This is a genomic window from Actinomadura opuntiae (assembly GCF_030283205.1).
GTDB lineage: Bacteria > Actinomycetota > Actinomycetes > Streptosporangiales > Streptosporangiaceae > Spirillospora.
Window position 1 is genome coordinate 15,538 of the sequence record NZ_JASNWF010000033.1, and the last position, 26,486, is coordinate 42,023.

Consider the following 26,486-nt stretch of genomic DNA (forward strand, 5'->3'; position numbering starts at 1 on the left):
ACCAGACATGCCGAAGATTCCCGTCATGCGGGCGGTGGTCGAGGTCCTGAAGTCCGAGGGCGTGGACGTCGCCTACGGCTGCCCCGGCGCCGCGATCCTGCCGCTCTACAAGGCGATGGAGGAGGACGGCGGGATCGCGCACCTGATCGTCCGGCACGAGGAGGGCGCCACGCACATGGCCGACGGCTGGTCGCGCACGACCGGTGGCGTCGGCGTCGCGATCGGCACCTCCGGGCCGGCCGGCACCAACATGATCACCGGCCTGTACACCGCGCACGCCGACTCCGTCCCGATCCTGTGCATCACCGGGCAGGCCGCGTCGGACAAGCTGCACCAGGAGGCGTTCCAGGCCGTCGACATCGTGTCGATCGCCGAGCCCGTCACCAAGTGGGCGGTGCAGGTGAAGGAGGCCGCGCAGGCGCCGTGGATCTTCCGGGAGGCGTTCCGGATCGCGCGCAGCGGCCGCCCCGGGCCCGTCCTGATCGACCTGCCGATCGACGTGCAGAAGCAGCTGATCGAGTGGGACGCCTCGATCGACGCGCCGCTGCCGGTCGCGAAGGCCGAACCGCACCGGCCGCGCGTCGAGAAGGCCCTCGACCTGCTGCTCGCGGCGGAACGCCCGCTGATCCTGGCGGGCGGCGGCGTGATCCTCGCCGACGCGCACGCCGAGCTGGTGGAGCTGGCCGAGCTGCTGCAGGTCCCCGTCCAGGCCACGCTGATGGGCAAGGGCGCGATGGACGAGGACCATCCGCTCTATGCCGGTATGACCGGTGTGCAGACGTCGCAGCGGTACGGCAACGCCTCGTTCCTCGAATCGGACCTGGTCCTGGCGCTGGGCGCCCGGTTCGGCGACCGCCACACCGGACAGCTCGACGTCTACCGCGAGGGGCGGACGTTCATCCACGTCGACATCGAGCCCACCCAGATCGGGAAGGTGTTCGGGCCCGACCTCGGGATCGTGTCCGACACCCGGCTGTTCCTGCGCGCGATCACCGACCTGGCGCGCGAGCGCGGCGCGGTCCGTCCGGCGGGGGAGTGGGTCGCGCGGATCCGGGAGCTGAAGGCCACGCTGACCCGGCGCGAGGACTTCGACGACGTCCCGATCAAGGCGCCCCGCGTCTACAAGGAGATCAACGAGTTCTACGGGCCGGACACCTACTTCGTCACCGCGATCGGGCTGTACCAGATCTGGGGCGGCCAGCACCAGAAGGCGGCCAAGCCCCGGCACTACCAGGTGTGCGGGCAGGCCGGGCCGCTCGGCTGGGAGATCCCGGCGGCGATCGGCGTGAAGACGGCCCTCGCCCGCACCGAACCGGAGGCCGAGGTCGTCGGGATCGTCGGCGACTACTCGTTCCAGTTCCTCGTGGAGGAGCTGGCGGTGGCCGCGCAGTACGACGTCCCGTTCGTGCTGATCATGCTGAACAACGAGTACCTCGGGCTGATCCGGCTGGCGGAGGACCACGGCGGCTACGCCATGAACTACGAGGTCGACATCCGCTACGACGAGCACGGCACCGACAACGTCAAGATCATGGAGGCGTACGGGTGCGCCGGCCGCCGGGTGCTGGAGCCCGGTGACGTCCGGCCCGCGCTGGAGTGGGCGCGCAAGGAGGCCGCCCGCACCTCCCGGCCCGTCCTCGTCGAGATCATGATCGAACGGGAGGCCGACACCGCCAACGGCGTGCGGATCGACGACGTCCGCGAGTACGAACCCGTCCCGTAACCCGTTCTGGAGAGGAGGCATGCGTGCGGGGACACGTGCTGATCGCGCCCGACAAGTTCAAGGGCTCGCTGACCGCCGCCGAGGTCGCCGGGCACGTCGCGGCCGGGCTCGCGCGGGCGCGCCCGGACGTGCCCCTCGCGCTGCTGCCCGTCGCCGACGGCGGGGACGGCACCGTCGAGGCGGCCGTGGCCTGCGGGTTCACCGAGGTCCGCGCGGAGGTGTCCGGGCCGACCGGGCGGCCGGTCGCCGCGTCCTACGCCGTCCGCGACCGGACGGCGGTGGTCGAGCTGGCCGAGGCGTCCGGGCTGCGGCGGCTGCCCGGCGGGACCCCGGCGCCGCTGGAGGCGTCCAGCCGGGGGACCGGCGAGCTGATCGGCGCGGCGATCGACGGCGGCGCGACCCGGATCGTCCTCGGGCTCGGCGGCAGCGCCTGCACCGACGGCGGGACCGGGATGGCCGCCGCGCTCGGCGCCCGGTTCCTCGACGCGTCCGGCGCCCCGCTGCCGCCCGGCGGCGGGGCGCTGCGCTCGCTCGCCTCGATCGACCCGGGCGGCCTGCCGTCCCGGCTGCGCGGCGTGACGGTCGTCGTGGCGAGCGACGTCGACAACCGCCTCCTCGGTCCGGACGGCGCCGCCGCGGTGTTCGCGCCGCAGAAGGGCGCGTCCGCGGCGGACGTCCGGTCCCTGGAACGCGGCCTCGCCCGGCTGGACGAGGCCGCCCGCCGCGACCTCGGCGCGTACGCGGCGGCCCGTCCGGGCGCGGGCGCGGCGGGCGGCACGGGGTTCGGCGCGATGGCGTTCCTTGGCGCCACCGTCCGTCCCGGCATCGCCTACCTGCTCGACCTGCTCGGCTTCCCCGCCCGCGTCGCCGGCGCCCGGCTGGTGATCACCGGTGAAGGGTCGCTGGACCGGCAGTCGCTGCGCGGCAAGGCGCCGATCGGCGTCGCGCGCGCCGCCGCCCGGCACGGCGTCCCGGCGATCGCCGTCGCCGGACGGTGCGCGCTCACCGGCGAGCAGCTCCGCAAGGCCCGCCTCCAGCAGGCGCACGCCCTCACCGACCTCGAACCCGACCCGGAGCGGTGCATGGCCGAGGCCGGCCCGCTCCTCGAACGGCTGGCCGAACGCATCGGCCGCGAATGGCCCGCGCTGGGAGGAGCCGCGTGACGTACGACCTGGTGATCCGGTCCCGGCGGGCCGTCCTGCCGGACGGCGAGCGCCCCGCCGCCGTCGCCGTCGCGGACGGGCGCATCGCGGAGATCGGTGCGTATTCGGCGGAGCTGCCCGCCGCGTCCGACCTCGACCTCGGCTCCACGGCGCTGCTGCCCGGACTGGTCGACACCCACGTCCACATCAACGAACCGGGCCGCACCGAATGGGAGGGCTTCGCGACCGCGACCGCCGCCGCGGCGGCCGGAGGCGTCACCACCCTGATCGACATGCCGCTGAACTCGCTGCCGCCCACCGTGTCGGCCGGAGCGCTCGCGGTCAAGCGCGCCGCCGCGTCCGGGAAACTGCACGTGGACGTCGGGTTCTGGGGCGGCGCGGTGCCCGGGAACCTGCCGTCGCTGCGGCCGCTGCACGACGCGGGCGTGTTCGGGTTCAAGTGCTTCGCGTCCGACTCCGGCGTGCCCGAGTTCCCGCCGCTGGACGCCGACCAGATGCGCGCGGCGTTCCACGAGATCGCCGCTTTCGGCGGGCTCGTCATCGTCCACGCCGAGGACCCGTCCGCGCTCACCACCCCGGCCGATGGGGGATATGCGGCGTTTTTGGCGTCGCGTCCGCCCTCCGCCGAACGCCGCGCCGTGGAGCAGGTCATCCGGCTCGCCGAGGAGACCGGTGTGCGCGCCCACATCCTGCACCTGTCCGCTGCGGACTGCCTCGACCCGCTCGCCAAGGCGCAGTCGGACGGCCTTCCGATCACCGCCGAGACCTGCCCCCACTACCTGACCCTCACCGCGGCCGAAGCCAGCGGGCCGGCCTACAAGTGCTGCCCGCCGATCCGCGACCCCTTGAACCGCGACGCGCTCTGGGAGGGACTCGCCTCCGGCGTCATCTCCTGCGTGGTCAGCGACCACTCGCCGTCCACGCCCGACCTCAAGCAGGGCGACTTCGCCACCGCCTGGGGCGGGATCTCCTCCCTCCAACTCGGCCTGCCCGCCGTCTGGACGGCCGCCCGCGCGCGCGGGCACGACCTCTCGGCGGTCGTCCGCTGGATGGCCGAGGCGCCCGCCGCGCTCGCCGCCGTCCCCGGCAAGGGCCGCATCACCGTCGGCGGCGACGCCGACCTCGTCGCGTTCGACCCCGACTTGCCCTTCACCGTCGACCCGGCCCGGCTCCGCCACCGCCACCCCGTCACCCCCTACGAAGGCCGCACGCTCACCGGGACCGTCCGGACGACCTGGCTGCGCGGCACCCCCGTCAACGGCACCCCGTCCGGACGCATGCTGACCCGAAAGGAGACCCCTTGAGCGGCTTCACGGCCCTTCCCGACCTCGCCGTCCGCACCCTCGGCGGCTCGGTCATGGCCGCCAGCGACGAGTCCTTCGAGGAGAAGGAGAACCTGATCAACCCGTGGGCGCCGGCCTTCCGCCCCGAGACGTTCGGCCCGAAAGGCCAGGAGTACGACGGCTGGGAGACCCGCCGCCGCCGCGAACCCGGCCACGACTGGGCGCTCGTCCGGCTCGGCCTGCCCGGCGTGATCCGCGGCGTCGTCATCGACACCGCCTGGTTCAAGGGCAACTACCCGCCCCACGCCTCCGTCGAGGCCTGCGCGGTGGACGGCCACCCCACCGACCTCTCCGGCGCCGACTGGGTGGAGATCGTCCCGAAAAGCCCGCTGAAGGGCGACGCCGCGCACGCTTTTCCCGTGCACGTCGAACGCCTCTTCACCCACGTCCGGCTGAACATGTTCCCGGACGGCGGCATCGCCCGCCTGCACGTGCACGGCGACGTCGTCCCGAACCCGGCATTTCTCACCGGCCTCACCGTCGACCTGGCCGCGCTGGAGAACGGCGCCCGCGTCGTCGAATGCTCGAACATGTTCTATTCGTCGCCCGACAACATGCTGTTCCCCGGCCTCGCCCGCAACCAGGCCGAAGGCTGGGAAACGGCCCGCCGCCGCGAACCCGGCAACGAATGGGCCCTCATCCGCCTCGCCGCCCCCGGCACCATCCACATGGCCGAGATAGACACAACCAACCTGAAATTCAACGCCCCCGCCGAGGTCTCTCTCACCACCGCCGACGGCACCCCCCTCCTCCCGCGCACCCGCCTCCAACCCGACGCCCGCCACCGCTTCCGCCTCGAAACCCCCGAGATCGACCACGTCCGCGTGAACATCTACCCCGACGGCGGCATAGCCCGCCTCCGCCTATGGGGCCCCCTGACCCCCACCGCCGAACAAACCCTCAAAACCCGCTGGACGTCTTTGCAAATAAATGCCTGATTCGTCCTTGCAACGCCCAGAACTGTCCTTATAACTGCCAATTTGGCAACACAATGTGACGCAGTTAACACGCCGAGTCATTCGATAGTCACGACATGCAATGGTGATCGCAAAGTAGCTTTCCGTGTCGTGATCAGCGCTCAACACGAAACCCCGATCGAGATCATCCGCGAGAACCCGGAGGTCATACCGCAGTTGCTGAAGCTCGCGTTCGGCATCGAGGTGTCGGACGACGTCACGGTCAGATCAGCGTCCGAGGCGTGCACGCACCTGGCGCCCACCGCGTACACCGCCGACAACGTCGTCGAGATCTGCGAAGGAGGCGCCACCGAACCGACGCTCGCCGTCGTCGCCGAGACCCAGCGCGCCGTTGACCCGAGGAAGCGCCACAGCTGGCCCGTCTACCTCACCACGCTCCACGCGAGGGCCGACTGCCCGTGCTACCTGGTCGTCATCTGCCCCCGGAAGTCGGTCGCCGACTGGGCGCGCAAGCCGATCTCCATCGGCCACCCCGGGTTCGACCTCGCACCCCTCGTCGTCGGCCCGGGCACCGGCCCGCTCGTCACCACCACCGCCGAGGCCGCCGAAAAGCCCGAGCTGACCGTCCTGGCCGCCCTCGCCAACGTCACGCCGCCGGACGCGCGGACGCTCGAGATCACCCACGCCGCCCTCGCCACGATCGACGGCACGGACCAGAAAACCGCTCAGCTGTACACTGACATGGTGCTGGCTGTGCTCCCCAAAGCCGCCCAGAACATCCTGGAGGACCTCGTGACCACCGGTACTGCCGAGTACAAGTTCAAGAGCGAGCCCTTCCTCCGCCACTACGCCGAAGGCGAGGCCAAGGGAGAGGCGAAGTCGGTCCTGAAGATCCTCGCGGCGCGGGGCCTGACGGTGTCCGACGAGGTGCGCGAGCGAGTCCTGGGCTGCCAGGAGGAAAGCCAGTTGGACGACTGGCTGATCCGAGCCGGCACCGTAACCTCGGCCGAGGAACTCTTCGAGTAGCCGCACTGCCCCCGCGCCGTGGCGTCGTTCTAGGCGGAACCACCGAGCACAAGCCCCCAGCAGAGCGTCAAGCCGGTCGCGCGGTGCGGCCAGACCCGGCCGGGCGCACCCCGTCCGTCCGGGTCCCTGACTTGGCGCCGTCGATGAGCTCGTCGTCGCGACGGGCGTTCAGGATCTGCGCGTTGACGCGGCGCTCGCCGGGCGTTCAATGCCGATCCGGAACAGCTGCCGCTGCGCGTCCACGACCTGTGCCGGGCGTCCCTGATCAGGCGAGCCGGGACGGCCTCCGAGATGAGTCGGCCGGGGTGGGTGGCGTGCCGAAGTGGTGCCAGACGCTAGTGCGCGGTTCGTCGTCATCGCGCGGGCAGGCCGTGGACTGAGCCTGGAGGCTCGGCAGGCCATCAAGCGCGAGCCTCGGCGTCGGCGGTCTTGCCACGTGTTGGGGACGGCCGCGCCGGACGTGTCCGCCGCGGTGTTCGGGTGGCCTCCGGGGGTGCGTTCAGCCGGGCGTCACCGTGTAGGGGTCAGTTTTCGGCGGGTTCTTCTTCTAGGAGGTCGTCGAACTCGCCGTCCTTGACGCCCGCGATGAAGGCGTCCCACTCGGCCTCGGTGAAGTAGAGGATGGGGCCGTCGGGCTTCTTGGCGTCGCGCATCACGACGGCGCGGTCGCCGAAGTCCTTGTGCTTGACGGGAACGTCCTTGCCGTCGATGAACTCGATGATGACCCCGTCGCTGAGGATCGGTTCCTGCTCGGTCACTGGCACACCTTCTTCGTCGCTCCGGTCGCGTCCAAGAGTAATGGGCGGTGACCCGCCGCACACCGGAAAGCGGCGCCGCGAACGCCGCGGGCGCGATCGGCGAAGCAGGAGTGACCATCCACCCGGAAGGCATGACATGAACCGAGAGAACTGGACATGGCCGCGGTGACCTCGGCGCGGGACCCGCGCACCGAGGGGGACGGCGAGATCATCGCGCGTTCCCGGGACGAGCCGGAGTGCTTCGCCGGCGTGTTCGACCGGCACTACGGCGCCATCCACGGGTTCGCGGCGCGGCGGCTCGGCGCGGGCCTCGCCGACGACGTGGCCGCCGAGACGTTCCTCATCGCCTTCGACCGGCGCGGGAGCTACGACGTCGCGCGCGGCGACGCGCGTCCCTGGCTGTACGGGATCGCCTCCAACCTCATCTCCCGGCACCGCCGCGCGGAGGTCCGCCAGTACCGGGCGCTCGCCCGCGCCGGCGCGTCCGATGTCGCCGAGGGGCACGCGGAGAGGGTCGCCGGACGGCTCGACGCGCAGGCGGCGCGCGGTGCGCTGGCGGCGGCGCTGGGCTCGCTGGCGTCCGGCGACCGGGACGTCCTGCTGCTGGTCGCGTGGGCGCAGCTCGGCGTGCAGGAGACCGCGGAGGCGCTCGGCATCCCGGCCGGGACGGCGCGCTCGAGGCTGCACCGGGCCCGCAAGAAGATCCGCGCCGCGCTCGGCGGCACCGACCCGCTCCGAGAGGACCCGAACCGATGAACGACCTGGACATCCTGCGCGACGCCTGGGCCGAGCCCGCGCCGCCGTCCGGTGAGGCCCGCACCTCGGCCCGCGCCGCGCTGCTGGAGCGCGCCGCTCCCCGTCCGGCGCGGCGGTTCCGGCTCCGGCTGCCGCGCCCGGCCCTTCGGCTGGTCGCGGTCGGTGCCCTGGCCGCCGCTGTCGCGGTGGGTGTGACCGTCGTCCAGTCGGGCGGCACGGACGAGCACGGACGGCCCCGTCCGGTACTGCCCGGCATCCCGGCGGGCCCGGTGGCCAACGCGTCCGAAGCGCTCGAACGCGCCGCCCAGGCGGCCGAGCGGCGCCCGTTCACCCCGCCGAGGCCCGACCAGTGGGTGTACGTCGAATCGCGGGTGCGCAGGGGTGACACCCCGAACGGTCCCGTCTCCAAGGGCAAGACGCTGGTGACGCGCGACTGGAAGCGCGCGGACGGCAAGAAGGTGGCGGCCCTGGAGCACGGGAAGATCGTGTTCGCGGACACGATGCCGACGACGCCGCCGTCCGACTACGCCTCCCTCGCGGCGATGCCGACCGCCCCGGACGCCCTGCTGGCCTGGCTCTACCAGCAGATGGGCGGGCTCGGCGACACGGCAGAGGGCCGGTACGAGACCGCGTACTCGATGCTCGGCGCCGTCCTGCGCGACAACCTGCTCCCGCCGAAGACGGAGGCGGCGGTGTTCCGCGCGATCAAGCAGATCCCGGGCGTGGCACTGGCGCGGGCGCACGTCCAGGGCCGTCCGGCGCTCGCCCTCGCCCGCCTGGAGGAGGGCTGGCTGCACGAGGAGCTGATGCTCGACCCGAAAACCTACCGGTACGTCGGCGAGCAGTCGGTCGCCGTCAAGAACCACACCGGCCACGGCGACGACGGCGACCTCGTGGTGAAGAAGGGTGACGTCCTCAACATGACGATCCGCCTCAAAACCGCCATCGTCGACGCCCCCGGCCAGCAACCGTAAGCTCGGCCGCGGGTCACGGGTGGGCACGCGGAGCGAGCGTTAGCGAGCGGAGCGGGCACGCCCGCCGGTTGACAGGCTGTTTCCCGCGGAGCGCCAGCGGAGCGGGAAATGGTCTGTCAACCGTTGACGGGGGTTCCAGGGGGTCGTCCCCCTGGGCTAGTCGAGCAGGCGGTCGGCGGAGATCTCCAGGCGGGCCTGGATCTCGTCGGCGGTGGCCTGGCCGCGGAGCATCTCGATCATCTCCATCGTCCAGACGGCGGACAGCGCGCGGGCGACGACGCGGCGGCGGTCGTCGGCGGGGATGTCGCCGGACGGGCCGTTGGCGGCGCGCAGCATCAGGTTCGTCATGCGGTCGCTGAAGTCGGTCTTGACGTCCGACAGCAGCAGCGAGCGGATCAGCGCCTCGGCGAGCTCGGGTTCGCGCATCAGCCCGCGGGTGGCGCGCATCAGCACCTCGACGGTGCGCTGCGCGGGGGCGCCGCCGCGCGGCGGGCGGCGCTCGATGCTGCGCTCGAGGAGGTCGATCTCCTCGCTGACGACCGCGACGACGAGGTCCATCTTGGACGGGAAGTAGCGGTAGAGGGTGCCGAGCGCGACGCCGGCGCGCTCGGCGACGGTGCGCATCTGCATCGCCTCGATGCCGCCGCGCGAGGCGAGCGCGGCGGCGGCCTGGACGATACGCTTGCGCCGCTGGTGCTGGCTGCGCGAGCGCACGCCCTGCCCCGCGGCCTGGCCCGCCCGCCGGTCCGCCGCGGGAGCGCCGGAAGGCTCGTCCCCGGTCACTGTCGGCTCTGCGGTCACGGTCATCCTCCTCGCGCGGGCGCCCGTTGCGCCGCCGCTCCGGCCTCAAGGGTACAGCCCATGCGAGAACCTGTTATCTGATCGTGCGAGGACGGCCGGTGGACCGGTGTCCGCGGGGCGGTCACCGATCCCTTACATGCTAGGTGAATCCCCGTTTCGCGGGCGATGATCACAACCCTGGACACAGACTAGAATCTGTTCTACTTTTTCGCCGTGGGCGTCCGTCCGGCCGGCCGCGCCGCCAGGAAGGGAGCGGATGAGTGGACTTCAACCTCGACGAGGCCCAGCAGGAGCTGAAGGGGCTCGCGGCGGACCTGCTCGCGCGCGAGGCCGCGCAGGAGCGGCTGGAGGCGTTCGAGAAGAGCGGCGCCCCCTATGACGCGGCCACCTGGAAGGCGTTCGCGCAGGCCGGCCTGCTCGGCGCGGTGCTGCCCGAGGACGCCGGCGGCGCGGGGCTCGGGCAGATCGAGCTGGCGGTGATCCTGCGCGAGGTGGGCGCCCGGACGGCACCGATCCCGGCGTACGCGTCGCTGGCGCTGGCGGCCGTCCCGATCGGCGCGCACGGCACCGCCGAGCAGCGCGCGCTGCTCGCCCCGCTGGCCGCGGGGGAGACCGTGCTGACCGGTGCGTACCGGGAGGTCGGGCTGGCCGGCGAGGTCGCCGCGACGGCCCGCCGCGACGGCGACGGCTACGTGCTGGACGCCGTGAAGACGTTCGTCCCCTACGCGCGGGAGGCGGAGCGCATCCTCGTGCCGGCGCGGGTCGAGGGCGCGGGCGTCGGGGTGTTCCTCGTCGAGCCGTCCGCCGCGACGATCACGCCGCAGCCGGCGGAGACGACCGAGCCGCTGTCGCGGGTCGCGCTCGACGGCGTCCGCGTGGACGCCGGCGCGCTGCTCGGCGGGGCCGCCGACGGCGCCGCCTGGAACACCTTCAGGCTGACCGCCGTTGCGGGCGCGGTCGCGCTGTCGTCCGGCGTCATCGAGGGCGCGCTGGAGCTCACCAAGGAGTACACGAAGACGCGCGAGCAGTTCGAGCGGGCGCTCGCGCAGTTCCAGGCCGTCACGATGCAGATCAGCGACGTCTACATCGCCAAGCGGGCGCTGGACGTGGCCGTCTGGGCGGGGGTGTGGCGGCTCGCCGAGCGCGCCGCCGACGCCGAGGAGCTGCTCACGATCGCGGCCTACAACGCCTGCGACCCCGTCGTGAAGGCGCTCTACACCTGCCAGCACCTGCACGGCGGCATCGGCCTGGACATCACCTACCCGCTGCACCGCTACTTCGCCTGGGGCAAGCACGCCGGGCACCTGCTCGGCGGCCCGGAAGACCGGCTCGACTCACTCGGCGCGCTCATCGCGCAGGAGGCGTGAATGTTCATCGACCTGACCGACGAGCAGAAGAAGCTCCGCGCCGAGCTGCGCGAGTACTTCGAGAACTGCCTGACGGCCGAGCAGCGCGCCGCGATCGGCGCCGACCCGTTCGGCCCCGCCTACCTGGAGCACTGCCGGCGCCTCGGCCGCGACGGGATGCTCGGCGTCGCGCTGCCGAAGGAGTACGGCGGCCGCGGCTACGGCCCCGTCGAGCAGACGATCTTCGCCAACGAGATCGCGCGCGCCGAGGTCACCTACCCGCTCATCACGCTGAACTCCGTCGCGCCGACGATCCTGCAGTACGGCTCGGAGGCGCACAAGGAGTTCTTCATCCCGCGGATCCTCGCGGGCGAGTGCCACTTCGCGATCGGCTACAGCGAGCCGGGCGCCGGCACCGACCTCGCGGCGCTGCGCACCACCGCCGTCCGCGACGGCGACCACTACGTGGTGAACGGCCAGAAGATCTTCACCTCCGGCGCGCAGACCGCCGACTACGTGTGGCTCGCCGCGCGCACCGACCCGTCCGCGAAGAAGCACAAGGGCATCTCGATGCTCATCGTGGACTGCGAGGACCCGGGGTTCTCCTGGACGCCGATCATCACGATGGACGGCGCGCACCACACCAACTCGACGTACTTCCAGGACGTCCGCGTCCCCGCCGACATGCTGATCGGCGGGGAGAACAACGGCTGGGACCTGATCGTCAACCAGCTGAACCACGAGCGTGTCACGCTCGGCCCGGCGGGCAACATCGGGCACACCCGCAACCGGTTCGAGCGCTGGGCCCGCGCCACGCCCGGACGCGACGGCCGGCCGCTCATCGAGGAGCCCGCCGTCCGGCGCGCGCTGGCGCAGGTGCACGCCTACCTGCGCGTCAACGAGATCCTCAACTGGCAGGTCGCGGCGAACCAGGACCTCGGCTGGCTCGGCGCGGCCGACGCGTCCGCCACGAAGATCTACGCTTCGGAGCGGGTGCAGGAGGTCGGCCGGATCGTCGGGGACGTGCTCGCCCGGTACGGCGACCCGGGCCACCCGGGCACGGCCGAGTTCATGAAGGTGACCGACCGGATGGCCAAGGGCGCGCTGGTGCTGACCTTCGGCGGCGGCGTCAACGAGATCCAGCGCGAGCTGATCGCGATGATCGGGCTCGGCCTGCCGCGCGCGCCGCGCTGATCCGGACGAGGAGACCCGTTGCACGACGAACTGATGGCCCTCGCCGGACGGCTGGCCGCCGCCGGCGAGCAGGCCGCCCTGCCCTGCCCCGACCCGGTGAACGCCGCGATGATCCGCAACTGGACGCAGGCGCTCGGCGACGCCGGGACCTGGGACGACGTCGCGCCGCCGGCGATGATCCAGGTGTGGTCGATGCCGGGCCTGGTCCGCCGGCCGGACCAGAAGGGCGTCGCGGACGACCCGCTGCGGCTGCTCGACGAGGCCGGCTACACCGGCATCGTCGCGACCAACTGCGACCAGACCTACGACCGCTACGTGAAGGTCGGCGAGCGGTTGCGGACGCGGATGCGGTTCGGCGGCGTCACCGGCCCGAAGAAGACCGCTATGGGCGAGGGCTACTTCGTCACCTGGTACCAGTCCTGGTACGGCGAGAGCGACGAGCGCGTCGCCGAGATGCTGTTCCGGGTGCTGAAGTTCAAGCCGAACAAGAAACAGCAGCCGCCGGCAAAGGGCGGCAAGTACCCGCTGCAACCGGCGATCGGCCGCGACACCGCGTTCTTCTGGGACGGCGTCAACGCGGGCGAACTGCGCATCCAGCGGTGCGCGGACTGCGGCGCGCTGCGGCATCCGCCCGGTCCGATGTGCCCGAAGTGCCATTCGCCGAACCGTGACCACGTGGTGGCGAGCGGGCGCGGCGAGGTGCACAGCTACGTCGTCCACCACCACCCGCCCGTCCCCGGCCGGACGCCTCCGTACGTCGTCGCGGTCGTGGAGCTGGAGGAGGGCGTGCGGATCGTCGGGAACGTCAACGGCTGCGCGCCCGACGACGTGAAGGTCGGCATGCCCGTCCGGCTGGTCTTCGAGCGGATGGACGACGAACTCGTCCTGCCGCAATGGATCCCGGCGGACGCCCCGCCGCCCGAGGAGCCCGCGGCCGAACCCGTGGCCGAGGCCTCTGCGGGGGCGGACGGGTTGCGCATCGAGCTGACGCCGACGTTCATCATCTCGACGGCCATCGCGACGCGCGACTTCATGCCCGTCCACCACGATCCCGCGGTGGCCCGCGCCCAGGGCTCGAAGGACATCTTCGTCAACATCCTGACGAGCGTCGGGCTCGTCCAGCGGTACGCGCTGGAGACGGTTCCGGACGGAGAGCTGGAGAGCATCGAGGTCCGTCTCGGTGCCCCCGCCTACGCCGGTGACGTCCTCACGCTGACCGGCGACCGCGCCGACGACCGCACCCTGCGCGTCCGCGGCGCGGTGAGCCTCGGCGACCACCTGACCGCCACGGTCCGCTTCAGGGGGAACGGATGAGCCTCTCAGGGAAGGCGGCGATCGCCGGGATCGGCGCGACCGAGTTCTCCAAGGAGTCGGGCCGCTCGGAGCTGCAACTCGCCGCCGAGGCGTGCCTGGCCGCGATCAAGGACGCCGGGCTGTCCCCGTCCGACGTCGACGGCCTGGTCACCTACACCGCCGACGCCAACTCCGAGATCGCCGTCCAGCGCGAGCTCGGCATCCCCGCGCTGCGGTTCTTCTCCCGCGTCGACTACGGCGGCGGCGCCGCCTGCGGCACCGTCGCGCACGCCGCGATGGCCGTCGCGACCGGGCAGGCGAACGCGGTGCTGTGCTACCGGGCCTTCAACGAGCGCTCCGGCCACCGCTTCGGCCAGGCCGCGCCGTCGGCCCGCGTCGACGCGACCGGCCTGGAGTTCTCCTGGCACCTGCCGTTCGGCTTCGCGACCCCCGCCGCGTGGGTGGCGATGCAGGCCCGCCGCTACATGCACGACTACGGCGCGACCAGCGAGGACTTCGGCCGCGTCGCGGTCGCGATGCGCCGTCACGCCGCCACCAACCCGGCCGCCTGGTTCCACGGGCGCCCGATCACGCTGGAGGAGCACCAGGCGTCCCGGTGGATCGTCGACCCGCTCCACCTGCTGGACTGCTGCCAGGAGTCCGACGGCGGCGTCGCGGTGCTCGTCACGTCCGTGGAGCGCGCCCGCGACCTGGCCCACCCGCCCGCCGTCATCGCCGCGGCCGCCCAGGGGACGGGCCCGGACCAGATGATGATGTTCGGCTACTACACCGGCGAGCTGTCGGCCCTCCCGGCCATGGGCACCGTCGGCGACACGCTCTGGGCGCAGTCCGGGCTGGCCCCGGATGACGTCCAGACCGCGATCCTCTACGATCATTTCACCCCGTTCGTCCTGGTTCAGCTGGAGGAGCTCGGCTTCTGCGGACGCGGCCAGGCGAAGGACTACATCAGGGACGGTGGCATTGAGCTCGGCGGCAGGCTTCCGGTCAACCCCCACGGGGGTCAGCTGGGTGAGGCGTACATCCACGGCATGAACGGCATCGCGGAGGCCGTGCGGCAGGTGCGCGGCACCGCGGTGAACCAGGTCCCGGACGTGCACAACGTGCTGGTCACCGCCGGTACGGGCGTTCCCACGAGCGGGCTCGTCCTCACCGCCGCCGGCTGACGCCGCCCCGCGTTTGCCCGCGCGGCGGCGGGACAGACTCACCCCGAACGCCGCCGGGCTCCCATGAGGCGCGCGCGACCGTCCGCGCCGGTCCGGCGGCACACGGGGGACGAGTGCGATGAGAGTCATGCTGCGGGCGCGGATGGACACCCGGCTCGGCAACGAGGCCATCAAGAACGGCACGCTGCCGAAGACCGTGCAGTCGCTGATCGAGCGGCTCAAGCCCGAGGCGGCCTACTTCACCGCCCTGGAGGGCCGGCGGACCTGCACCCTGGTGTTCGACATGCAGGACACCTCGCAGATCCCGTCCATCGCCGAACCGCTCTTCCAGAGCCTCGGCGCGGAGATCGAGATCGTCCCGGTGATGAACCTCGACGACCTCCAGAAGGGCCTCTCCGCGCTCTGACCTCGCTCGGCCCGGCCCGGCCGCGCTGCTCTGGGCGGATCCGCCGTGGGCGGATACGGCTGTGACCGGTGCCCGCGCCCGCGCAGAGTGAAGGGCATGAGCGAGGAACAGAAGAGCCCATTGTTCAACGAGCGCGTCCGGCGCGAGCTCTACGCGCAACGCGTCCTCGTGCTGGACGGCGCGCTCGACGACGACAACGGCACACTGCTGGCGACCCAGCTGATCACCCTGGCGGGGGAGGACCCGTCGGCCGACATCGCGCTGTGGATCCATTCCCCGGGCGGGTCGGTGCCGTCGATGCTCGCGATCCGCGACGTCATGCGGCTCGTCCCGTGCGACGTGGCCACCGTGGTGCTCGGGATCGCCTACAGCGCCGGGCAGTTCCTGCTGTCGTCGGGGACCCGCGGCAAGCGCCGCGCGATGCCGCACGCCCGGGTGCTGATGCACCAGGGGTCCGCCGGCATCGCCGGCGCCGCCGTGGACATCGAGCTGCAGGCCAACGACCTGCGCCACACCCGCGACACGGTGCTCGGGCTCATCGCCGAGGACACCGGCCAGCCGCTGGAGCGCGTCTTCGAGGACTCGCTGCACGACCGCTGGTACACGGCGCAGGAGGCGCTGGAGTACGGGTTCATCGACGCGATCGTCAGCGAATACGACGAGGTCGTGCCGGTCCGGCACCGCTCCGTCGGGCTCAGCGCCCCGACCGGAGGCGCCCGATGAGCACCTACACGATCCCGAACGTCATCGCGCGCGACTCGCGCGGTGAACGGATCATGGACGTCTACTCGCACCTGCTCACCGAGCGGATCATCTACCTCGGCACCGCCATCGACGCCGGGGTCGCCAACGCCCTCGTCGCGCAGCTGCTCCACCTGGAGGCCGACAGCCCCGACAGCGACATCCAGCTGTACATCAACTGCGAAGGAGGAGACCCGAGCGCGATGCTCGCGGTGTACGACACGTTGCGCTTCATCCGGCCGCAGGTGGCGACGACGTGCGTCGGGCAGGCCGTCGCGGTCGGCGCGGTGCTGCTCGCCGCGGGCGCTCCCGGCAAGCGGGCCGCGCTGCCGCACACCCGCGTCGTCCTGCACCAGCCGATCGGGCAGGGACGCGGCGCGATTCCGGACCTCATCCTCCAGGCGGACGAGGTCGTCCGCGTCCGCGCGGACATCGAGGAGATCCTCTCCCGGCACACCGGGCAGGACACCGCGACGCTGCGCGCCGACACCGACCGCGACCGCGTGTTCACCGCGAAGGCCGCCTTGGACTACGGCCTCATCGACCACGTGATCGAGGAGCGGCAGCCGGCGCCCCGTGCGGTGCTACGCGGCTAGCGCGTAGGCGGCCTGGCAGGTCGGGCCGGCCGGTGCGGTGCCGGCCGGCGCGGCCAGCAGGCTCGTCGCGACCGCGAGCGTGAGATCGGCGAGCGTCACGTCCAGGGCGCCGGCGACCGCGGCGATCATCTCGCTCGACGGCTCCTTGACGCCGCGCTCCATCTCGGAGAGGTACTGCGGGGACACCCCGGCTCGGCGCGCGGTCTCCGTCAGTATCTCCCCGCGCTCGTTGCGCAGGCGCCGCAGGCACCGGCCGAGCGCGTCGCGCCACAGCGGCTCCGCCGTCCGGCGCGTCGCGTCCGGCTCCTGCGGCGTCTCGTCGGCGGGCATGAGCGGGCGGGTGATCTCGGCCATGCGCTCACGGTAACCCGGCGCCGCGGCCGGACACCACGCGTTCCGCCCACCGCAGAACGGCCGGGGACGACGCGGTCAGCCGCGGCCGGGGGTGCGGGGGTTCTTGGTCTCGGCGCCGTGGGCGAAGCCGCCGGCGTCCTCGGGGGTGCGCTGCGGGGAGGCCTGCGCGGACAGCCGGGGCAGGACGCGGCGCAGGTCGTCCAGCAGCAGGTCGGCGAGGTCGTGGCTGAAGCCGTTGCGGACGACGACGCGCAGCACGGCGAGGTCCTCGCGGTTCTTCGGGAAGGTGTAGGCGGGGACGAGCCAGCCGTGCTCGCGCAGGGCGGCGGAGACGTCGAAGACGTTGAACCCGGTGCCGTCGTGCACGCGGAACGCGAAGACGGGGATGTCGGAGCCGTCGGTGAGCGGCTCGAACGGGCCGAGCTTGGCGACCTCGGCGGCGAGGCGGGTGGCGACGTCGCGGCAGTTCTGCTGGACGCGCCGGTAGCCCTCGAAGCCGAGCCGCAGGAAGGTGTAGTACTGCGCGACGACCTGCGCGCCGGGGCGGGAGAAGTTCAGCGCGAAGGTCGGCATGTCGCCGCCGAGGTAGTTGACGTGGAAGACCAGATCGTCGGGGAGCGCGTCCTGGTCGCGCCAGAGAGCCCAGCCGACGCCCGGCATGACCAGGCCGTACTTGTGCCCGGAGGTGTTGATCGACGCGACGCGCGGCAGCCGGAAGTCCCAGTGCAGGTCGGGATCCAGGAACGGGGCGACCATCGCGCCGGACGCGCCGTCCACGTGCACGGGGACGTCCACGCCGGTGCGCTGCTGCAGGTCGTCGAGGGCGGCGCAGACGTCGGCGACCGGCTCGTAGCTGCCGTCGAAGGTGGAGCCGAGGACGGCGACGACGCCGATGGTGTTCTCGTCGCACAGCTCGACGGCCTCGCGGGCGCCGAGGTGGTAGCGGTCGCCCTCCATCGGGACGTAGCGGGGCTCGACCTCGAAGTAGTCGGCGAACTTCTCCCAGCAGATCTGGACGTTGATCCCCATCACGATGTTGGGCCTGCCCGTCAGGCCCTTCTTCTGCCAGCGGCGTTTGAGGGCGAGGCCGCCGAGCATCGCCGCCTCGCTGGACCCGGTCGTGGAGCAGCCGACGGCGCGGCGCGGGTCGGGCGCGTTCCACAGCCGGGCGAGCATGTGCACGCAGCGCAGCTCCAGCTCCGCGGTCTGCGGGTACTCGTCCTTGTCGATCATGTTCTTCTCGGCGCACTCGGCCATCAGCCGCAGCGCCTCGGGCTCGGCCCAGGTGGAGACGAACGTGGCGAGGTTCAGCCGGGCGTTGCCGTCGAGCATCAGCTCGTCGTGCACGATCTGGTAGGCGGTGCCGGGCTCCATCTCGCCGCGCGGCAGCGCGTACCGGGGCACCTCGACGGGCTCCCGGCTGAAGATCGGGTTGACCTGCAGGTCGCGGTCGCCGCGGCCGTCGTGCCGGGGATGCTTGAGCGCCATGGTCGCCGTCCTCTCCGAGCCGTCCCGGGGAGGCGGTACCCGCCCGCCCCGGAGCCACACCGGGGCGGGGGCGGGAGCACCGGCGCTAGGAGTTGAGGCCGTCCTCGAGGATGGCGAAGGCCTGGTCGACCGTCTCCGACAGCGAGCCGAAGGCGCCGCGGTGCCGGCGGGCGACGTCGGCGGCGGACTGGAAGCCGCAGGTGGCGGCGGCGGCGATCACGTGCGGGCGCAGCTCGGTCGCCGGGTCCAGGCCCATCCGCTCGGCGATGATCTGGGTGAGCAGCTGCTGCTTCTTCTGCGCGTGCTCCAGGCTGCCCGCCATCAAGGTGGGGCTGTCGCTCATCATGCTGAACATGCACTCGAAGCGCTCGGGGTCGAAGCCGAGCTCGCCGCGCTCGCAGGCGCGGGCGATCTCCACCACGGTGCGCCGCAGCGCGGTCATGATCGGCTCGTCCGGGGGCCGTTCGGCCAGCGCCGTCATGACGGCGCGGGTCTGCTCCTCCTGGAAGGTGAGCGCGACGTCCTCTTTCGAGGCGAAGTAGCGGAAGAACGTGCGGGACGAGACGTCCACGGCGTCGGCGATCTCCTCGACGGTGGTCGCGTCGAACCCCTTCTCGGCGAAGAGGGTGAACGCGGCGTCGACGAGCGCCTCACGGGTGCGCTGCTTCTTGCGTTCGCGCCGGCCCGGGGGCTGGGAACAGGGACCCGCGGACGCGGCGTCCGGGCGGGCCTCGGGGGCGGTCGCGGTCATGTGCGAAGTGTAACCACGCGCGGACCCGACGCCAAGTGGCGGCGGAAGACTGTTGTCGTGATCTGAATCATGTCCTTCAATGACGCGAGGCATTTGACGACAAGTGTCAGAGCATGACAGTTTGGAGCCTCAACGTCGCTACGGAGGCTCGACCATGTCCCAGATCCGAGGCGCCGAGGTGCTCGACCCCGGCGCGTCCCGCCCGTCCCGGCCGCGCGACCAGGCGCGCGGCCGACCCGCCCGCCGCGGCCACGGCCATCCCTGGCTCACCCTCGTCGCCGTCGCGCTCGGCGTGATGATGGTCGGCCTGGACGCGACCGTCGTCTCCATCGCCAACCCGGCGATCGCCAAGGACCTCGGCGCGTCCCTGTCCGGCCTGCAGTGGGTCACCAACGCCTACCTGCTGGCCCTCGCCGTCACGCTGATCCCGGCCGGCAAGATCGCCGACCGGTTCGGCCGCAAGCGCACCTTCCTCGCCGGGGTCATCGGCTTCGGCGTCGCCTCATTGGCGATCGGGCTGTCCGGCGGGCTCGGCATGGTGATCTTCTGGCGGGTCGTGCAGGGCTTCGCGGGGGCGCTGCTGCAGCCCGCGAGCCTGGCGATCCTGCGCAACACCTTCCCCGCCGACAAGCTCAACGCCGCCATCGGCATCTGGGGCTCCACCGTCGGCATCTCCATCGCGGGCGGCCCGATCGTCGCCGGCCTGCTGGTGGAGAACGTCAACTGGGAGTCGGTGTTCTTCCTCAACGCCCCGCTCGGCCTGGTCGCGCTGCTGGTCGGCCTGTGGGTGATCCGCGAGTCCAAGGACGAGGAGGCCGCCGGGTCGTTCGACGTGCCCGGCGTCGCGCTGCTGACCGGTGCGCTGTTCGCGCTGGTCTGGGGCCTGATCAAGGCCGGCGAGCACGGGTTCGGGCACGCCACCCCGCTGGTGTCGTTCGCCGCGGCCGTCGTGCTGTTCGCCGCGTTCGTGTGGAACGAGCTGCGCGTCGAGCGGCCACTGCTGCCGCTGTCGCTGTTCCGCTCGGTGTCGCTGTCGGCCGCGACCGGGCTGATCGTCCTCGGCTTCTTCGGGATGTTCGGGACGATCTTCTTCATCACCCTCTACCTGCAGCAGGTGCACGGCATGAGCCCGGTGGACGCGGGCGTGCGGATGCTGCCGATGACCGGGATCTTCATCGTCGCCTCGCCGATCGCGGGCGCGCTCACCAACCGGTTCGGGCCGCGGGTGCCGCTCGTGCTCGGCATGGCGTTCACCGCGGCCGCCATGTTCGGCCTGTCCCGGATCGGGGTGGACGCCCCGTACGTGCAGCTGTGGCCGTGGTTCGTGCTCGTCGGCCTGGCGTTCGGCATGGTCATCGTCGCCGGCACCGAGGCGATCGTCGGCAACGCGCCGGCGCACCTGGCGGGCGTCGCGGGCGGCCTCCAGCAGACCGCCTCGCAGCTCGGCGGCGTCCTCGGCACCTCCGTGCTGGGCGTGCTGCTGTCCACCAAGGTCGGGGACGTGCTGTTCGGCCGGCTCACCGAGTCGGGAGTGCCCGCGGGGGCGGCGCACCAGCTGTCGGGGACCGGCGGGCTGGTCGCGCAGGGCGTCGCGCCCGTCCCGCCCGGCACGCCGCAGCCCGCCGCGAAGGCCATCACCGACGGCAGCCACCTGGCGTTCATGGACGGGTTCCAGACCTCGCTGACGGTCGCCGGCGCGGTCGCCCTGGTCGCGGTCCTCGCCGCGCTGTTCGTCCGGCGGGGCGGCACCCCGGTGGACGCCGCCGCCGCGGTCTGACGGCCCGCGGTGCGCCGTCCCGGCCCGCCGCCGAGGGACGGCGCACCGCGCCCCGCGCCGAACCGACCGCTCGACACCGAACCGACCGCCCGACACCGAACGACCGCCCGGCGCCGAACCGTCCGTCCGGGACGCCCGTACCCGGGACCAGGGAGGGGCCTTGGAGAAGCTTCCGTTTTCCTGTGAGTCTTGGGGGTATCGGGCCTCCGACACTTCTGGAGCACCTAGGCTTGCCGGGATGATGGGCGGGTTTATCAAGCGGTACCCGATGCCGCTGACGTTCCTGGGCCTGTTCGGCACGATGTGGCTGGTGCAGGTCCTGCTGCTGCCGCCGGGGGCCCGGCGCGCGCTCGTCGCCTGGGCCAGCACCAACCTGGCGAACCTCGCGGTCGACCCGGTCGGCACGATGGTCGCCTCGGCGTTCGTCGCCGAGGGCTCGCAGGGCGCGCTGCTGGTCGTCGCGGCGCTCGGGCTGTTCCCCGTCGTGCGGCGGTTCGGCAACGTGCGGGCGGTCGTGCTGGTCGCGGCCTCGCACGTGCTCGGCACGCTGATCAGCCAGGGCATCGCGTTCGTGCGGCTGGAGGCCGGCCTGCTGTCGGACTCGGTCCGCACGATCTCCGACGTCGGCCCGTCCTACGTGCTGTGCGCGGCGCTCGTCGCCGCGGTCCTGTACGGGCACGGCCGCGTCCGCCGGCTGCTGGCGTTCGGCGCCTGGGCCGCGCTCCTGCCCTTCCTGTTCGCGGGCCTGTCCTCACTCGAGATCGCCGCCGTCGGGCACCTGGTGGCGATGGTCAGCGGCGCCGTCGTCGGCGGCCTCCTGCTGCTGTTGGAGCGGCGGCGCGCCACCGGCGCCACGCCCGTCGCCGACGCCATCGAGGCGGCGGAGAGCAGGGCCGTCCAGGCGGTGCAGGAAGTGCACGACTCCTTCAAGCCCAGCCCGTCCCCTTCCGAGGCCTGACGGCCCGGCCGCCCGTCACGTGCCCGGTGGACGCGACGCGCGTCAGCCCTGGCCGGGGTCCGGAGCGGGGTTGGACGTGGGGCTCGGCGCCGGGGTGCCGGGGTCGTCGGTCGCCGGAGGCGTGGACGGCGGCGTCGTGGGCTCGGTCGAACCGTCGTCGGGCGGGGTCGTCGGGTCGGGGTTTCCGGTGTCCGGGGGAGTGGTCGGCGTGTCGGAGTCGGGCGGCGTGGACGGCGCCGGCTTCTCCGGCTTCGCCGGGCTGCCGGTGCCCGGGTCGGAGCCGCGCGCGGGCGTGGAGTGCTCCGGGGACGTCGCCGGCGCGGACGTCGCGCCGGGAGTGCCCGGCGCGGTGCCGTAGCCGGGGCTGCCCGGCGCGGGCTGCGGCTGGCCGTCGAACGCGCCGGTCACCGGGTTCTTGGACGGGTCGGGCTTCCCCCCGGTTGACCGCTCGGAGCCGGTGAGGCCGGCCGGCGGCGGCGTCTCGCCGACCTTGGTCGTCTTGGCGGACGCGGGGTCGGTGCGTCCGCTGCCCGCCGTGGGGACCAGCGAGGCGGCGTTGCCGCCCTTCGCGGTCGGCCAGGACGTCAGCAGCCCGATGACGGCGGCGGCGGACGCGGCGACGCCCGCGACGGCGCCGAGGCCCTTGGACCAGACGCCGCGCTTGGCGCGCGACGTGCGGTCGGGCTCGCCGATGACGACGAGCGGGGTCGGGGCGACGACGCTCGGCAGCGGCCGCGTCGCCTCCTCCTCGCACGCGGCGAGGACCTGCGCCCGCAGCCAGTCCGGCGCGTGCGCCGGGGCGCGCTTGGCGAGCAGTTGCGGCAGCCGGCCCTTCTCGAACGCGGCGATGAGCTCGAGCTGCGGCTCGGTCGTGCCGCGCATCAGCGTGTCGAGGACGGCGCGCTCCAGCCGGGTCCGGGCGGCGTTCAGCAACTGGCCGACGGTGTCGGGCGCGAGGCCGAGGACGCGGGCGATCTCGTGGGTCTCCAGCCACTCGCCGGCCCACAGCAGCAGGACCTCGCGGTGGTCGGCGCGCAGGCCGCCGGCGGCGCGCACCAGCGGGTCGGGGTCGGCGAACAGCAGGCCTCCGGCCGGGGCGGCGAAGGCGCCGCGCTCGGCGCAGGCCGTCCGGGACAGCGAGTACAGCCAGAGCACGCTGTCGCCGCGCGGCGGCTGGTGGACCGCCGCGGCGAAGGTGTCGCCGACCGCCGCCGCCGCGAGCTGGTCGCCGACGAGCGACCAGCAGTAGGCGTACAGGCGGGCGGCGTGCGCGTCGTAGAGCGAGCTCAGGTCGCCGCGCATATGACCTCCCGGTCGTGTCCGCTGCTGGCACCGGCCTGCCCGTATCGGCGCATACCGGTCGGTAGCGGGACTCTAGCGCCTGGGGTCAACCGGTGAGAAGCCGGGGAGTGAACATCGTGTCGAATAGTACGGAAAGTAATCGGTTCGGTGGCAGACGGTCATGTTCACCCAGATTTAAGGAAGTTCACGAAAATTCGCGGATTCCTGATCCGGTTCAGCAGGGAAGGATTCGAACTCGTGATCGAGTTTTTCGGGAGGCCGCGTGCCAGGACTCACTGAGGACGACGTCTACCAGCACATATACGGCGTCTGCTTCAAGACCGGCCCGCCCGGGACGGTCGGCGCGGAGACCGAGTGGTTCGTCGTCGACGGCCGCGACGCGACCGCGCACGTGCCCGCGCGGCGGGTGCGGATGCTCGTCGACGAGGCCGGGCCGCCGCCCGGCGGGAGCACCGTCACCTACGAGCCGGGCGGGCAGCTCGAACTGAGCTCCGCGCCGTACCCGGGGCTCTCCGCCCTGCATTCGGCGCTCGCCGGGGACATCGCGCATGTGCGGGACGCGCTCGCCCCGGCCGGGCTGGACCTGGTCGGGCACGGCGTCGACCCGGTCCGCAGGCCCCGCTTCCAGGCCGAGCACCCCCGCTACGGGTGCATGCGCGACTACTTCAGCGCGGGCGGGTTCGCCGACGCGGGCATGGCGATGATGTGCTCGACCGCGTCCGTGCAGGTCTGCCTGGACATCGGCGCCGACCGCGCCGACGCGGCCCGCCGCTGGCGGCTGACGCACGCGCTCGGGCCGCTGCTGGTCGCCGCGTTCGCCAACTCGCCGCTGCACGCCGGCCGCCGCACCGGGCTGCGCTCGTCCCGGCAGGCCATCTGGACCGAGCTGGACCCGTGCCGCACCCTGCCGGTGCTGCGCGACGGCGCGGACGGCGACCCCGCCGAGGCGTGGACGCGGTACGCGCTGGACGCGCGGGTCATGCTGGTCAAGACCGCGTCCGGCGCCTGGGTGTCCGACCCCGGCATGTCGTTCCGGGAGTGGGTGGCCAAGGGCGAGCCGGGCGCCCGGGACCTGGACTACCACCTGTCCACGCTGTTCCCGCCGGTCCGGCCGCGCGGCTGGCTGGAACTGCGGATGATCGACGCGCTGCCGGACCGGTACTGGCCGGTGCCCGTCGCCGTCGCGACCGCGCTGCTGGACGATCCGGCCGCCTCGCGCGTCGCCGAGGAGGCGGCGGAGCCGGTGGCGCGCCGGTGGGCGGAGGCGGCCCGCGCCGGGCTCGCCGACGCGCCGCTCGCCGCCGCCGCGCGCACCTGCTTCACCGCCGCGCTGGACGCGCTGCCCCGGCTGGGCGCGGCCGGGCTCGTCCCGCTGGTGGAGGAGTACGCGCGCCGCTACGTCGAGCGGGGCCGCACCCCCGCCGACGACGGCCCGGCCCGTCCCGCGCGCGCCGGTTCCGCCGGCGACGCTCCCACCACGATGTCCGAGGAGGACCTGACATGGCACCGCTGAGCTCCCCGGGCTCGATCGCCGAGCACGACGAGGACGCCCTGAAGGACCTGATCGCCGGTGAACTCGGCAGGGTGCGCGACCGCAGCTTCGGCCTCACCACCGACGTCCTGGACGGGGACGGCCTCACCTCGCAGGTGTCGCCGCTGATGTCGCCGCTGGTCTGGGACCTGGCGCACGTCGGCAACTACGAGGAACTGTGGCTGCTGCGGGCCGCCACGGGCGCGGAGCCGATGCGCCCGGAGATCGACACGCTGTACGACGCGTTCGAGCATCCCCGCGCCGAACGGCCCTCGCTGCCGCTGCTGTCGCCGGAGGAGGCGCGCGCCTACATCGGCACGGTGCGCGCCAAGGTGCTGGACGCGCTGCCGTCCGTGCGGTTCGACACGGCGGATCCGCTCACCTCGGGCGGATTCGTGTACGGGATGGTCGTCCAGCACGAGCACATGCACGACGAGACGATGCTGGCGACGCATCAGCTCCGCAAAGGCGCTCCCGCACTGCTCGACCCGCTGGCGGAACCCTTGCAGAAGCCCGCCGCCGCGTCCGGGTCCGACGAGGTGCTCATCCCTGCGGGGTCCTTTGAAATGGGCACATCGGACGACCCCTGGGCGTACGACAACGAGCGTCCCGTCCACAGGGTGGATCTGCCCGCGTACTACATCGACGTGGAGCCGGTCACCAACGCCGCCTACACCGCCTTCATGGAAGCGGGCGGATACGACGACCCGCGCTTGTGGACGCCCGCCGGATGGGAATGGCGCACCACCTCCGGTAAGCGCGCCCCCGCGTTCTGGTCGAAGGAAGCAGGACAGTGGGTGCGGCGCAGGTTCGGGCGCACAGAGCCGGTTCCGCCTAGCGAGCCCGTCCAGCACGTGTGCTGGTACGAGGCCGACGCCTACGCGCGATGGGCGGGCAAGCGCCTCCCCACCGAAGCCGAATGGGAGAAGGCCGCGCGCTGGGACCCGGCCACGCAGCACTCCCGCAAGTTCCCCTGGGGCGACGTCTACGAGGAGGGCCGCGCCAACCTCGGGCAGCGGACGCTACGCCCGGCCGAGGCCGGCTCCTATCCGTCCGGCGCGTCCGCCTATGGAGTCAGGCAGCTCATCGGCGACGTGTGGGAGTGGACGTCGTCGGACTTCCACGGCTACCCGGGCTTCCGCTCGTTCCCCTACAAGGAGTACTCCGAAGTGTTCTTCGGCCCCGACTACAAGGTGCTGCGCGGCGGTTCGTGGGCGACGCACCCGCTCGCCATCCGCGGCTCCTTCCGCAACTGGGACTACCCGATCCGGCGGCAGATCTTCTCCGGCTTCCGCTGCGCGCGTTCCGCGGTTGCCGGAGGGCGTGGGGGGTCCTCCCCCCACAAGGCGCATGTGGGTGAGGCCTGAGTGTGCCGCCATCTCGGATACCTCGGCACCGAGCGGACCCTGCATTCGCTCATCTACGAGGGCGAGCACTCCCTTGAGCACCAGGCGTACGCGCCGCGCATGACGCAGGGGAACCTGCTGAACGCCGACGGGTACGGCGCCGGCTGGTACTCCGGCGGCGCCGCCGTCCGGTTCCGCCGGGCCCAGCCGCTCTGGACCGACCAGTCGTTCCGCGAGATCGCCGGGACCGTCCGCGCGTCCTGCGCCGTCGCGGCGATCCGCTCGGCGACCGTCGGGTTCCCGGTGGACGAGTCGTGCGCGCAGCCGTTCCGCGAGGGCCCCTGGCTGTTCAGCCACAACGGCAAGGTCGAGGGGTTCGCCGGCGTCGAGGCCAAGCTGCGCGAGCTCGCCGGGGACCTCGCGGGCGTCCCGGACGCCCGCGCCCCGCTCGACTCGGCGCCGCTGTTCGCCATCGCCGTGCGGCACTGGCGCGACGGCGCGTCCCTCGGCGAGGGCCTGGCCGCCGTCGTCGCGGCCGTCACCGGCCTCACCGGCGGCCGCTACAACCTGCTCGCCTCCGACGGGACGGCCCTGGCCGCCACCACCTGGGGCGACTCCCTGTTCGTCCGCGAGGACGGGGACGCGATCCGGGTCGTCTCCGAACCGCTGGACGGGCGCCCCGGCTGGCGGCCCGTCCCGGACCGCTCGCTCGTCACCGCCGGACCCGGTTCCGGCGTCCGTATCGACTCCCTTTGACA

The 26,486-nt window shown here is 72.7% G+C and carries 25 protein-coding genes; 19 read left to right on the top strand and 6 right to left on the bottom strand.

The genetic code is table 11. The annotated features are described in order from the left end of the window. Positions 1 to 7 precede the first annotated feature (7 nt). The 5 genes from gcl to QP089_RS44235 all read left to right on the top strand — a co-directional run bounded on the left by gcl (position 8) and on the right by QP089_RS44235 (position 6,172). Positions 8 to 1,723 carry a glyoxylate carboligase gene (gene gcl / locus QP089_RS44215; RefSeq protein WP_285920572.1) on the top strand — a complete coding sequence of 572 codons (1,716 nt, stop codon included), beginning with the start codon at positions 8 to 10 and terminating at the stop codon, positions 1,721 to 1,723. A gap of 23 nt (positions 1,724 to 1,746) precedes the next feature. Then, positions 1,747 to 2,886, top strand: coding sequence for a glycerate kinase (locus QP089_RS44220; RefSeq protein ID WP_285920573.1), 1,140 nt, complete (start codon positions 1,747 to 1,749; stop codon positions 2,884 to 2,886). Then, positions 2,859 to 4,190, top strand: a complete 1,332-nt coding sequence (gene allB, locus QP089_RS44225) for an allantoinase AllB (RefSeq protein ID WP_285920574.1) — start codon at positions 2,859 to 2,861, stop codon at positions 4,188 to 4,190. The genes QP089_RS44220 and allB overlap by 28 nt, the downstream gene beginning before the upstream one ends. Further along, positions 4,187 to 5,167, top strand: a complete 981-nt coding sequence (gene alc / locus QP089_RS44230) for an allantoicase (protein ID WP_285920575.1) — start codon at positions 4,187 to 4,189, stop codon at positions 5,165 to 5,167. Before allB ends, alc begins: the two co-directional genes overlap by 4 nt. A 129-nt stretch (positions 5,168 to 5,296) precedes the next feature. Next, entirely contained in the window at positions 5,297 to 6,172 is an 876-nt protein-coding gene (locus tag QP089_RS44235; RefSeq protein WP_285920576.1) for a hypothetical protein, read from the top strand. Between the two features lie 524 nt (positions 6,173 to 6,696). On the opposite strand, the gene QP089_RS44240 is transcribed toward QP089_RS44235, so the two are convergent. Beyond that, positions 6,697 to 6,930, bottom strand: coding sequence for a DUF397 domain-containing protein (locus tag QP089_RS44240; protein WP_285920577.1), 234 nt, complete (start codon positions 6,928 to 6,930; stop codon positions 6,697 to 6,699). Positions 6,931 to 7,086: 156 nt separating this feature from the next. Here QP089_RS44240 and QP089_RS44245 point away from each other — a divergent pair, with 156 nt between their 5' ends. Together QP089_RS44245 and QP089_RS44250 are read left to right on the top strand one after the other, a co-directional pair. Then, complete coding sequence (locus QP089_RS44245; RefSeq protein ID WP_285920578.1) at positions 7,087 to 7,686, top strand: RNA polymerase sigma factor; 600 nt, start codon at positions 7,087 to 7,089, stop codon at positions 7,684 to 7,686. Continuing rightward, complete coding sequence (locus QP089_RS44250; RefSeq protein WP_285920579.1) at positions 7,683 to 8,660, top strand: CU044_5270 family protein; 978 nt, start codon at positions 7,683 to 7,685, stop codon at positions 8,658 to 8,660. Before QP089_RS44245 ends, QP089_RS44250 begins: the two co-directional genes overlap by 4 nt. 156 nt (positions 8,661 to 8,816) lie before the next feature. Here the strand turns inward: QP089_RS44250 and QP089_RS44255 are convergent, their stop codons facing one another. Beyond that, entirely contained in the window at positions 8,817 to 9,461 is a 645-nt protein-coding gene (locus tag QP089_RS44255; RefSeq protein WP_446474141.1) for a TetR family transcriptional regulator, read from the bottom strand. A gap of 260 nt (positions 9,462 to 9,721) precedes the next feature. Between QP089_RS44255 and QP089_RS44260 the strand changes: the two genes are divergently transcribed. The 7 genes from QP089_RS44260 to QP089_RS44290 all read left to right on the top strand — a co-directional run bounded on the left by QP089_RS44260 (position 9,722) and on the right by QP089_RS44290 (position 16,221). Further along, complete coding sequence (locus QP089_RS44260) at positions 9,722 to 10,828, top strand: acyl-CoA dehydrogenase family protein (protein WP_285920580.1); 1,107 nt, start codon at positions 9,722 to 9,724, stop codon at positions 10,826 to 10,828. Then, a complete protein-coding gene (locus QP089_RS44265; RefSeq protein WP_285920581.1) occupies positions 10,829 to 12,001 on the top strand; it encodes an acyl-CoA dehydrogenase family protein in 1,173 nt (390 codons plus the stop codon). 18 nt (positions 12,002 to 12,019) lie between these two features. After that, positions 12,020 to 13,315: an OB-fold domain-containing protein gene (locus QP089_RS44270; protein ID WP_285920582.1), complete on the top strand. Its 1,296-nt coding sequence runs from the start codon at positions 12,020 to 12,022 to the stop codon at positions 13,313 to 13,315. Next, on the top strand, positions 13,312 to 14,478 hold the full coding sequence (locus tag QP089_RS44275) for a lipid-transfer protein (protein WP_285920583.1): 1,167 nt from the start codon (positions 13,312 to 13,314) through the stop codon (positions 14,476 to 14,478). Before QP089_RS44270 ends, QP089_RS44275 begins: the two co-directional genes overlap by 4 nt. A 118-nt stretch (positions 14,479 to 14,596) precedes the next feature. Then, positions 14,597 to 14,884, top strand: a complete 288-nt coding sequence (locus QP089_RS44280; RefSeq protein ID WP_285920585.1) for a DUF3303 family protein — start codon at positions 14,597 to 14,599, stop codon at positions 14,882 to 14,884. A gap of 96 nt (positions 14,885 to 14,980) precedes the next feature. Beyond that, positions 14,981 to 15,607, top strand: a complete 627-nt coding sequence (locus QP089_RS44285; RefSeq protein WP_285920586.1) for a ClpP family protease — start codon at positions 14,981 to 14,983, stop codon at positions 15,605 to 15,607. Further along, on the top strand, positions 15,604 to 16,221 hold the full coding sequence (locus QP089_RS44290) for a ClpP family protease (protein ID WP_285920587.1): 618 nt from the start codon (positions 15,604 to 15,606) through the stop codon (positions 16,219 to 16,221). Before QP089_RS44285 ends, QP089_RS44290 begins: the two co-directional genes overlap by 4 nt. Here the strand turns inward: QP089_RS44290 and QP089_RS44295 are convergent. From QP089_RS44295 to QP089_RS44305, 3 genes are all read right to left on the bottom strand, one after another. Next, positions 16,210 to 16,575, bottom strand: coding sequence for a helix-turn-helix domain-containing protein (locus QP089_RS44295; RefSeq protein WP_285920588.1), 366 nt, complete (start codon positions 16,573 to 16,575; stop codon positions 16,210 to 16,212). The two genes, QP089_RS44290 and QP089_RS44295, sit on opposite strands and share 12 nt — an antisense overlap. 75 nt (positions 16,576 to 16,650) lie before the next feature. After that, positions 16,651 to 18,063 (bottom strand): glutamate decarboxylase, encoded by a 1,413-nt coding sequence (gad, locus tag QP089_RS44300; RefSeq protein ID WP_285920589.1) that lies wholly within the window; start codon positions 18,061 to 18,063, stop codon positions 16,651 to 16,653. A gap of 85 nt (positions 18,064 to 18,148) precedes the next feature. Next, positions 18,149 to 18,814, bottom strand: coding sequence for a TetR family transcriptional regulator (locus QP089_RS44305; protein WP_285920590.1), 666 nt, complete (start codon positions 18,812 to 18,814; stop codon positions 18,149 to 18,151). Between the two features lie 154 nt (positions 18,815 to 18,968). Here QP089_RS44305 and QP089_RS44310 point away from each other — a divergent pair, with 154 nt between their 5' ends. Next, positions 18,969 to 20,591 (top strand): MFS transporter, encoded by a 1,623-nt coding sequence (locus tag QP089_RS44310; protein ID WP_285920591.1) that lies wholly within the window; start codon positions 18,969 to 18,971, stop codon positions 20,589 to 20,591. A gap of 238 nt (positions 20,592 to 20,829) precedes the next feature. Beyond that, positions 20,830 to 21,549 carry a rhomboid-like protein gene (locus QP089_RS44315; protein WP_285920592.1) on the top strand — a complete coding sequence of 240 codons (720 nt, stop codon included), beginning with the start codon at positions 20,830 to 20,832 and terminating at the stop codon, positions 21,547 to 21,549. Between the two features lie 42 nt (positions 21,550 to 21,591). Here the strand turns inward: QP089_RS44315 and QP089_RS44320 are convergent, their stop codons facing one another. Continuing rightward, positions 21,592 to 22,851: a hypothetical protein gene (locus QP089_RS44320; protein ID WP_285920593.1), complete on the bottom strand. Its 1,260-nt coding sequence runs from the start codon at positions 22,849 to 22,851 to the stop codon at positions 21,592 to 21,594. Between the two features lie 262 nt (positions 22,852 to 23,113). Here QP089_RS44320 and egtA point away from each other — a divergent pair, with 262 nt between their 5' ends. Genes egtA through egtC form a run of 3 tightly spaced genes read left to right on the top strand, consistent with a single transcriptional unit; the run spans position 23,114 to position 26,484 of the window. Next, the gene (gene egtA, locus QP089_RS44325; RefSeq protein ID WP_285920594.1) at positions 23,114 to 24,364 is read left to right on the top strand and encodes an ergothioneine biosynthesis glutamate--cysteine ligase EgtA; all 1,251 of its coding nucleotides are present in this window, start codon (positions 23,114 to 23,116) and stop codon (positions 24,362 to 24,364) included. After that, positions 24,352 to 25,749, top strand: coding sequence for an ergothioneine biosynthesis protein EgtB (gene egtB / locus QP089_RS44330; protein ID WP_285920595.1), 1,398 nt, complete (start codon positions 24,352 to 24,354; stop codon positions 25,747 to 25,749). Before egtA ends, egtB begins: the two co-directional genes overlap by 13 nt. After that, positions 25,750 to 26,484: an ergothioneine biosynthesis protein EgtC gene (gene egtC, locus QP089_RS44335; protein ID WP_285920596.1), complete on the top strand. Its 735-nt coding sequence runs from the start codon at positions 25,750 to 25,752 to the stop codon at positions 26,482 to 26,484. Positions 26,485 to 26,486: the final 2 nt, after the last annotated feature.